The organism is Streptomyces sp. NPDC107559 (genome assembly GCF_055657365.1).
The window spans coordinates 1-7721 of record NZ_JBVKBD010000048.1; the positions used below are offsets into that span (position 1 = coordinate 1).

The 7721-nt window shown below is 66.6% G+C and carries 8 protein-coding genes; 4 read left to right on the forward strand and 4 right to left on the reverse strand.

All coding sequences use genetic code 11. The features are described from left to right. Positions 1-43 precede the first annotated feature (43 nt). Both ACZ7OY_RS44445 and ACZ7OY_RS44450 read left to right on the forward strand, forming a co-directional pair. Positions 44-391 carry a hypothetical protein gene (locus ACZ7OY_RS44445; protein ID WP_472251203.1) on the forward strand — a complete coding sequence of 116 codons (348 nt, stop codon included), beginning with the start codon at positions 44-46 and terminating at the stop codon, positions 389-391. Positions 392-449: 58 nt separating this feature from the next. After that, positions 450-770: a hypothetical protein gene (locus ACZ7OY_RS44450; RefSeq protein ID WP_472251196.1), complete on the forward strand. Its 321-nt coding sequence runs from the start codon at positions 450-452 to the stop codon at positions 768-770. A gap of 289 nt (positions 771-1059) precedes the next feature. On the opposite strand, the gene ACZ7OY_RS44455 is transcribed toward ACZ7OY_RS44450, so the two are convergent. The 4 genes from ACZ7OY_RS44455 to ACZ7OY_RS44470 all read right to left on the reverse strand — a co-directional run bounded on the left by ACZ7OY_RS44455 (position 1060) and on the right by ACZ7OY_RS44470 (position 5067). After that, entirely contained in the window at positions 1060-2904 is a 1845-nt protein-coding gene (locus ACZ7OY_RS44455; RefSeq protein ID WP_472251197.1) for a caspase, EACC1-associated type, read from the reverse strand. Further along, positions 2885-3232, reverse strand: a complete 348-nt coding sequence (locus ACZ7OY_RS44460; RefSeq protein WP_472251198.1) for an effector-associated constant component EACC1 — start codon at positions 3230-3232, stop codon at positions 2885-2887. Before ACZ7OY_RS44460 ends, ACZ7OY_RS44455 begins: the two co-directional genes overlap by 20 nt. Before the next feature lie 407 nt (positions 3233-3639). After that, on the reverse strand, positions 3640-4629 hold the full coding sequence (locus ACZ7OY_RS44465) for a hypothetical protein (RefSeq protein ID WP_472251199.1): 990 nt from the start codon (positions 4627-4629) through the stop codon (positions 3640-3642). Between the two features lie 87 nt (positions 4630-4716). Next, positions 4717-5067, reverse strand: coding sequence for a hypothetical protein (locus ACZ7OY_RS44470; protein ID WP_472251200.1), 351 nt, complete (start codon positions 5065-5067; stop codon positions 4717-4719). A 411-nt stretch (positions 5068-5478) separates the two neighbouring features. On the opposite strand from ACZ7OY_RS44470, the gene ACZ7OY_RS44475 reads away from it, so the two are divergent. Further along, positions 5479-6729, forward strand: a complete 1251-nt coding sequence (locus ACZ7OY_RS44475; RefSeq protein ID WP_472251201.1) for an IS256 family transposase — start codon at positions 5479-5481, stop codon at positions 6727-6729. Further along, a complete protein-coding gene (locus tag ACZ7OY_RS44480; protein WP_472251202.1) occupies positions 6726-7169 on the forward strand; it encodes a HEAT repeat domain-containing protein in 444 nt (147 codons plus the stop codon). The genes ACZ7OY_RS44475 and ACZ7OY_RS44480 overlap by 4 nt, the downstream gene beginning before the upstream one ends. The last annotated feature ends 552 nt before the right edge of the window (positions 7170-7721 follow it).

Genomic DNA, 7721 nt, shown 5'->3' on the forward strand with positions numbered 1-7721 from the left:
GCGGACGAAACACACCCATCTCTCCCGCTGCCAGCCGGAGTTCATGCCCACCCAGCCCGAACCAAACCATCACGTTCGGAAAGCGGATGACGTCTCAGCTCTGTTCACGTCCGAGGAGTACCAGAGCGCGCCGCTCGTGATCCTGGACGACCGCAGCTATATGAACTTCACGCTCCGCCACATGCCCCACCGGCCGGGGCTGATCCTGGCGGCCGCCGGCCTCGACGACGAGACGGCCTATACCCGGGCCGCAGCCATCGGCGCCGAAGACTTCCTGCGGGCCGGGCCAGACCTGGCCTGGCTGCACCTGCGCCTGCAGGCCGCCACCGACTTCCGCTACGCCCAGTGGGAATCGCTCCTGACCGGCCCGCCCCCTCCGCAGGACAGCTGATGCCCGGCCGTCGTCGCCCCAGCCGGCCCACCCTCCCGCGATCCGAAGGACGTCACCAATGCACCCGATCCCCCATCGCTGTACGCGCCGGCCGCTGGCGGGCGGGCTGGTGGTGCCGTGGGTTTCCCTGATCCATGGCGGCCACGCGGCATTCGGCAGTCTCGACGCCGAGCGGTCCCGTACCGCGTTCCTGTACCGCTTGTGCCAGATCTGTGGCCAGCACCTGGACGAGCGGTGCTTCCTGATTGTCCGCCCGGCCGACGTGACCCGCGGCTGCTCGCCGGAACCGGCGCTGCACCCCGAGTGCCTGCCGTACGCCGCCGCGCACTGCCCCATGCTCAAAGGTTGTAGGTTCGAGTTTTCCGAAGGGGGCTCGTAGCCGAACCGACGGGCGGTGTAGCCGTAACCGTACCCGGGAAGACGTGGGTTGGTCTGGATGCGCCGAACTTGAGGTCTCAGAAGCGAGGAACCCCACCTTGGTGTCGAGATTCTGACGATGTTCGACGTAGACCGGGTCGACGCCGCCGAGGTCCGTGCCGGCTGCCTCAATCTGGCGCCTCCAGCCGCCGCGAGAAGCAGGAACTGGGGATGCTGTGCCTGCTCATGAACACCCTTTCTCGCACCTGACAGACGAGTCCAGGCCCAGACGTTCAGGAAATCTCCGGGGCTCAGCGGACGAGGGGATTTCCGCTGACGTCCAAGACCTGGAGACGGGGGAGCCGGTCAATGGCCCGCGGCAGGCGAGTCAGCTCGTTGCCTCTGAGGTCCAAGTGGACCAGGTTGGTGAGCTGGCCAATCTCCTTGGGCAATTCAGTCAGCTTGTTCTCGCGCAAGTCCAGATGGGTCAGGTTGGTGAGCTGGCCGATCTGAGGCGGTAGCGTGGTCAGCTTGTTTTGACAGAGGTTGAGATGGGTGAGCCTTGTGAGCTGGCCGATCTCCTTGGGCAGGTGAGTCAACCCACGGGCGGCGGACGCGAACGCATCCTGGACGAAATCGGTGAATCGGCCGGGGGTGCGCTTCATCAACCCGGTCACGAAGCTACGGCTCTCAGTGAGACTGTTGACCCGTCCCTTCGGCCGCGGCCACCTGCTATCCAGGTGTCCGCCGAGGTCCAGGTAGGTGAGGTTGGTGAGCTGGCCGATGCTTCTTGGCAGCGCCCTCGGCGTTTGGCCGCCGAGGTCAAGGTAGGTGAGGTTGGTCAGGCGGCCGAGGCCATCCGGCAACCCACCCCACCCACCAAGCCTGAAACCGCGGACACTCAGGTAGGTAAGGCCGGTGAGCTGCCCAATGCTGTCCGGCAGCTCGGTGAGCGGGTTGTAGTCGAGGCTGAGCTCTGTGAGGTCGGCGAACCGAAAGAGCGCTGGCGGAAGTTCGGTCAGCCAGTTACCTCTGAGGTTCAGCACCGTGAGGTCGGTGAGGTCGTAGAGCGGTGGTGGAAGTCGCTCCAGCACGAGGTGACCGAGGTCCAGGACCGTGGCATGGCTGCGCTGCGCTGCTTTGATCCGACGAATGGCCCGCCGCTCTACCAACTCCAGGCCGGCGCCCCCTTTCTCCCAATGCCTGAGGTTCTCGTTCTCAGCCTTGGCGAGGCTGATGGCCTCCTCGATGCTCATCGTGGGTGCATTCGGCGAGCTGCTTGGGACCGGTGCCTTTTCGCTGGGGAGTCTGGCTGGTGAGGTGGCGGGAGGTGGTACGGGGCTGGCGGTTGGTGGTGGCGCCGGTTCAGCGAGGCTGAACGCCATGTTCTTGGTGAAGGGGTGGCGGTCGGCGGTGCCGGTTCCGCGTTGGCCGGGCCGGGGTAGGTCGCGGGCAGCGAGCCGTTGCTGCAAGAGCGGATAGAGGTCGACGAAGGCCAGGTGAGCCGGGCCGCCCGGGATGCCGGTGCGGACCAGGTCCAGCAACTGTCCAGTGAAGGAGGTCGTGGCGGTCTTTTGTTCAGCCAGCGGTGGGACATGAGCGGTCTGGTTTCGGGCCGTGGCGGTCAGCGTGTAGACGCCGTCGATGTGGGTGATGTCGGCCAGTCCGCCACTGGAGTCGGCAGCTAGGGTCTCATCAGCGTGCCCGGAATAGCAGCAGTCCAGAATCGTGGTCTTCACTCGGGCGGCGCACGCGCCCCGCCTTAGCGCTTGAGCCACCCATGCGTAGCTGATGCCGGTGTATTCGGGAGCGTCATCGGCGGTATCGGCCACCGTTAAGCACAGTCGGCCCTCGACGGTGAGCCTGCCGTGCCCGACGTAGTACAGCAACGCCACGCCAGAAGGCGGGACATCCTGGAGCAGCTTTCGAAGTTCCGTGGCGACCTTGCCGGCGTTGCGCGGGTTCGGCATGATGCTCACCTGCTCAGGTGGCCATCCGCACAGTGCCGGGTCGGTCAGCACCTCCCGCATCCTCGCCAGGCTGTTCATCGCCGCGGGAATCGGCGGGAACGCAGCGGTGTCCTCATAATCGGATACACCGATCAGAACCGCCCGTGAACCAGGGTGGAATGGCAGATCAGGGGCGGTCGAAGTCACGCAGCACTTCCTGCAGCAAAGGCATGGCGTCCTTGACGTTCTTAGCTTCCAACTCCACTGATCGTTCCCCAGCCGAGACGGTGACCTTTACGTCGCTGTAGCGGGTTTGCAACCAGGTGTTCAGTGACCGGGTCAGGGCCACCCCCGCCCCGCCGGATCCCAGCACCACTGTGATCAAATCGATGGCACCGCCCAACTCGCCCTCGCTGATCCGGGTCTCCATCGGGCTGACGTTTCCCTGCAGTTCGTCTTCCTCCTGCAGCCAGCGCCACAACGCCGCCAGCTCATCGGCCCGGTCTCCGCCCGTGACCCGGATCTCTACGTCCATGGCTGCTCTCCCACTTCTGGCGCTGGCCGGATCATTTCAGGAAAGAGCCCTTCCGCGAAGTAAATTGGCCCAAAGAGCGCCCCAGACGTGGGCCCGGATGGCCTGGAAGGCAACCACTCGTCCACCGGCTCTTCTCCTTGACCAACGGCATCGACGTCGGCGGCTACGCCCTGCCAACGGCACGATTACCGGGCTCCTCAGCTGCGGCGAGGTGTCCGCCCAGCGAGTCGCCCCGATGAGCTCGGCTCACGGGAGCAGACGGTAGACAACATGGCTATGACTGCCCTGCCCACTGACAGCCTGGGCACTGAGACCGGCCAGCTGCCGGCCGAGTGCCAGCAGCACCTCACCGATCTGATCAAGCTCACCTCGGGCTGAGCGCTGATCCACTCGGTGGAGCGGTTCGTTCAACCACTGTCATCGCCTCGGGCTTTCGGGCGTGGCCCGGCATTGCGGAGGTTGTATTCGACGAGTCCGGTCTGGTCGACGGTGGAGGTGTAGCGCAGGGCTGCGCCGACGGTCAGGCCGAACAGCTCGCAGATCCGGCGGGGGTCGCCTCCGGTGGCCTCGGCCTCGTGGAGGAGGCGGTCCTCGCGGAGGCGGCGGGCGGGCACGCCAAGGATGTCGTTGATCCAGACGTTGCTGACGGGCTCCACGCCGCAGGCGGTGGTCCGGGAAAGGAACAGGTGGGAGTTGGCGGTGCGTGGCCACCGGCTGTTGCGGTAGTCCAGGTCGGCCGCGAGTCGGTCGCGCACCGGGTCTGCGAGCAGGACGGTGCGGTTGGGCAGGAACAGCCTGCCGTCGCGCAGGTCCGTGGTCACGACGGTGCGCAGTTCTTTGGAGGTGAGCGCGTGGAAGATGACCAGCGCTGACAGTGCCGCTTTCGGCGCCACTTGGTTCTGGAGGACCTGGCGGAGGTCGGTGACCTCGACCGGCAGGGGGATGGTGGCGGTCGGCATGCCGCAGAAGATCCGGGTGGTGGGGGCGGTGAAGATGATCCGCCGTCGCTTCAGAGGCCGGAGGATATGCCGCAGGCCCTGCATCATGTTGGCCCGACGGGTTCCGCTGTCCGTGAGCACCCCGATCACCTGCCGCGAGGCCCCGGCATAGGCAGAAACCACCGCGTCACCGGCAGGTGACTGGCCCGTGGCCGACAGCGCATCCGGGGCCTCGGACGTCATCTCGGCGAGCACCTCGGTGACCGTCTCGCGCGTGATCCGCAGCCGTTCCAGATCCTTCCGGGACTTCTCCAACCGGGCGTACAACGCCGCGAGTTCGGCCTCCAGCTCCTCCACCCGTATCCGGGCAGCCGCCTCGCGGGCCCCCAACTCCTCGAACAGCGAACCCATCAGCAGCCCTCCTCCATCACCACGGTAGAGACGGGCGGCCTCGAGCACAGCCCCGCTCGTGTGGCCGAGTAGTGGAGCTGGCCCGTTGGGCCAAGTCGATGCTCGGCCAGTGGCCCAAGCTCGGTTTCCCGGGAGTTAGTCGCCGTGGAGGCCATAGCCGCTGAGTCCGCCGTAGACATAAGCCTTTCGGCATTGAGGGGTGGCAAGGCCGAGGGCTTCACCGCGATAGACGGCGATGAGCGAGTCCTTGCCTCGCCACCACGTATCGGCCAGTCCCTGGACTTCGGGCACCGGCTCGAATCCGTCGAGGTCCACCTCTTCGACGGCGTCGCCCATGCTCTTCGTGATGGTCTTGGCGTAATAGGCCGCATGATGGGCCAAGGCCACGGATTCCACCCAGCCCTCGGCGCTGGCGTGCAGCGGGGTCCAGTGGTAGCCGTCGATCCCGAACTCGCCTCCCGGCCCGATCATGAACCCGTGGGCCATGGAGAAGCGGCAGTCGCCAGCCGGGAACCGCCATCCCTCCCCGGCCGGCCCCTCGGGTACGTCGGCTTCCAGAACACGCGGGCCGCCCTCGTACTCAGGCGCCGGAAGCAGGACGATCCCGCCCAGCGCTCCTGGAAGGCCACGGCCCGGTCGAGGCTCTCAGGGTGGTCGCCCCGACCTGACATCCCCGCTCAGAGCCCTGGTTCAGGACGCGACAGCCGTCCGGAGCTGAAGGGTCTACGCGCCCTCGGGCGAGGACACCAGAAAGCATGCTGTAGGACTCTACGGGGAGCAATGCTGGAGATCTGTGGATCAGTTCCGGCAGGCACGCGAAGGGCGTACCTTCCCGAATGATCCTTTGATGGTCTCCGAGTAGGCCCGCGTTGCAGCGCGGGTCGGGAAGGCACGCCCGTGCTCAGCGTAGTCACCGATGATGGTTCCACCCAGTCCGGATCCCTGATCGACGAGATCGTCCGCGAAGGCGCGCGCCGGATGCTGGCCGCAGCGCTGGAAGCGGAAGTCAACCAGTACATAGCCGAGTTGACCGCCGAGACCGATGAGCACGGGCGGCGCCTGGTGGTGCGCAACGGCCACCACCGGCCCCGCACCGTGGTCACGGCGGCCGGACCCGTCGAGGTCACCGCACCACGTGTCAACGATCGCCGCGTTGACGAGGCCACGGGCGAGCGCAAGCGGTTCTCCTCGAAGATCCTGGCGCCGTGGTGCCGCAAGTCGCCGAAGATCTCCGAGGTGCTGCCGCTGCTCTACCTGCACGGCCTGTCGTCCGGGGACTTCGTGCCCGCGTTGGAGCAGTTCCTTGGCGGCACCGCCGGCCTGTCGCCCGCGACCGTGACACGGCTGACGAAGCAGTGGAGCGACGATCACGCCGCCTTCCAGGACCGGGACCTGTCGGATCGCGACTTCGTCTACGTGTGGGCGGACGGCGTGCACCCGAAAGTCCGCCTCGGGCAGGCTCACTCGTGTGTCCTGGTCCTGCTCGGGGTCCGGCTGGACGGCACGATGGAGCTGATCGCCCTGGCCGAGGGCCTGCGGGAGTCGACCGAGTCGTGGGCCGACCTGCTGCGCGACTGCCGCCGCCGCGGCATGCGTGACCCCGAGCTGGTCATCGGCGATGGCGCCATGGGCTTGTGGCGGGCGCTCGCCGAGGTGTTCCCGGCAGCCAGGCCGCAGAGGTGCTGGGTTCACAAAGCCCGCAATGTCACCAACTGCCTGCCCAAGTCCGCGCAGCCCGGCGCGACGAAGGCGATGCAGGAGATCTACAACGCCGAGGACCGCACTCACGCCGAGAAGGTGATCGAGGCGTTCGCGAAGACCTACGGGGCCAAGTTCCCCAAGGCCGTCGCGAAGATCACCGAGGACCGGGACGAACTGCTCGCGTTCTACGACTTCCCGGCCGAGCACTGGATCCACCTGCGGACCACCAACCCCATCGAGTCGACCTTCTCCACGGTCAAGCTCCGCACCAAGGTCACCCGAGGCGCCGGCAGCCCGGCAGCCGCACTCGCGATGGTGTTCAAACTGGTCGAGGCCGCCCAGGCCCGATGGCGCGCGATCACCGGGGCCCACCTGGTGCGTCTCGTCCGCGCCGGCGCTCGCTTTGAGAACGGCCTGCTGATCGAGCGGTCCGAGGTAGCGGCGTGAACGACGTGATCACGGCGCTTGCAGCGCTGGCCGACGACGATCCGAACCGTCGGGATGTCGCCGCCGACACCCTCGGGGACCTCCTGCGCGGCACCGCACTCAACGCGGACACCGCCCGCCTGGTCGTGGGACGCCTGGTCAGCCTGGCCGTCAACGAACCGGTGGCCAAGGTCCGCGAGTCCGCCCTGAACTCGATCAGCGAGGCCTTCGACCACCACCGCCTGCCCCTGGAGCTCGTCGAACCGTTGGCGACCGCCATGCGGACGATGGAGCGTGAGCTCCTCGAACACGCCCTCTACATCCTCGGCGCCACCTACGACCCGCGGGCCCGGCTGCTGATCGAGCCGTTCTTCCATCACCCTGACCCACAGGTGCGCGAAGACGCCCGGCTCGCAGCAGCCGAGATCGCGGCGTCGGAGGGCCCCACCCACAACTCTTGACTATTGCTCGGAAGCCGTTACCGAGTGGCTCACCTGGGGATCGGTCGGCGTGGAAGGCGTGCTCTATTTTTCACCGAGGTTCCGCCACGTGCCCAGTGTGAGACCCAAGATCGCGCTGCGGCTGCAACCGCCTCCAGGGTCGGGGGACGGTTCTAGTCCTCGCTGGGAGGGTCTTCTCGCCAGGCTTTCCGTGCACGATGCAAAGAGCGGAAGACTTCTGGCAGCTGATCGAGGATGCCTTCGACTGCGAAGAGCAGCACCGATACCACGCCTGCGCCGGCGAGGACGGTGAGAACGGCGGCGTCGCCCACCGGTCATGACCTTTCCCTAGCGGTGGTCAAACCGATGGCACGGCAAGTGCAGTTCGACCACGAAACGTGGACAGAACTGACTCCCTGCCGACACCAAGAATTCAGGCATCGGCGAAGCCCCGAGCTGGCTCACTGCGGCGTGCAGGCCTAGTAGGGCTTGGTCAGATTCACTCGTGGTTGGAGTGTCTGCTGGTGGGTTGGTGTCGTTGGGATGGTGTGACACCTGAGGAGATGGCCGAAG

Excerpts from the sequence above, each read along its gene's own strand:
- ACZ7OY_RS44450 (WP_472251196.1), top strand. The coding sequence starts at position 450 with ATGCACCCGATCCCCCATCGCTGTACGCGCCGGCCGCTGGCGGGCGGG.
- ACZ7OY_RS44470 (WP_472251200.1), bottom strand. The coding sequence starts at position 5,067 with ATGGCCCACGGGTTCATGATCGGGCCGGGAGGCGAGTTCGGGATCGAC.
- ACZ7OY_RS44445 (WP_472251203.1), top strand. The coding sequence starts at position 44 with ATGCCCACCCAGCCCGAACCAAACCATCACGTTCGGAAAGCGGATGAC.
- ACZ7OY_RS44460 (WP_472251198.1), bottom strand. The coding sequence starts at position 3,232 with ATGGACGTAGAGATCCGGGTCACGGGCGGAGACCGGGCCGATGAGCTG.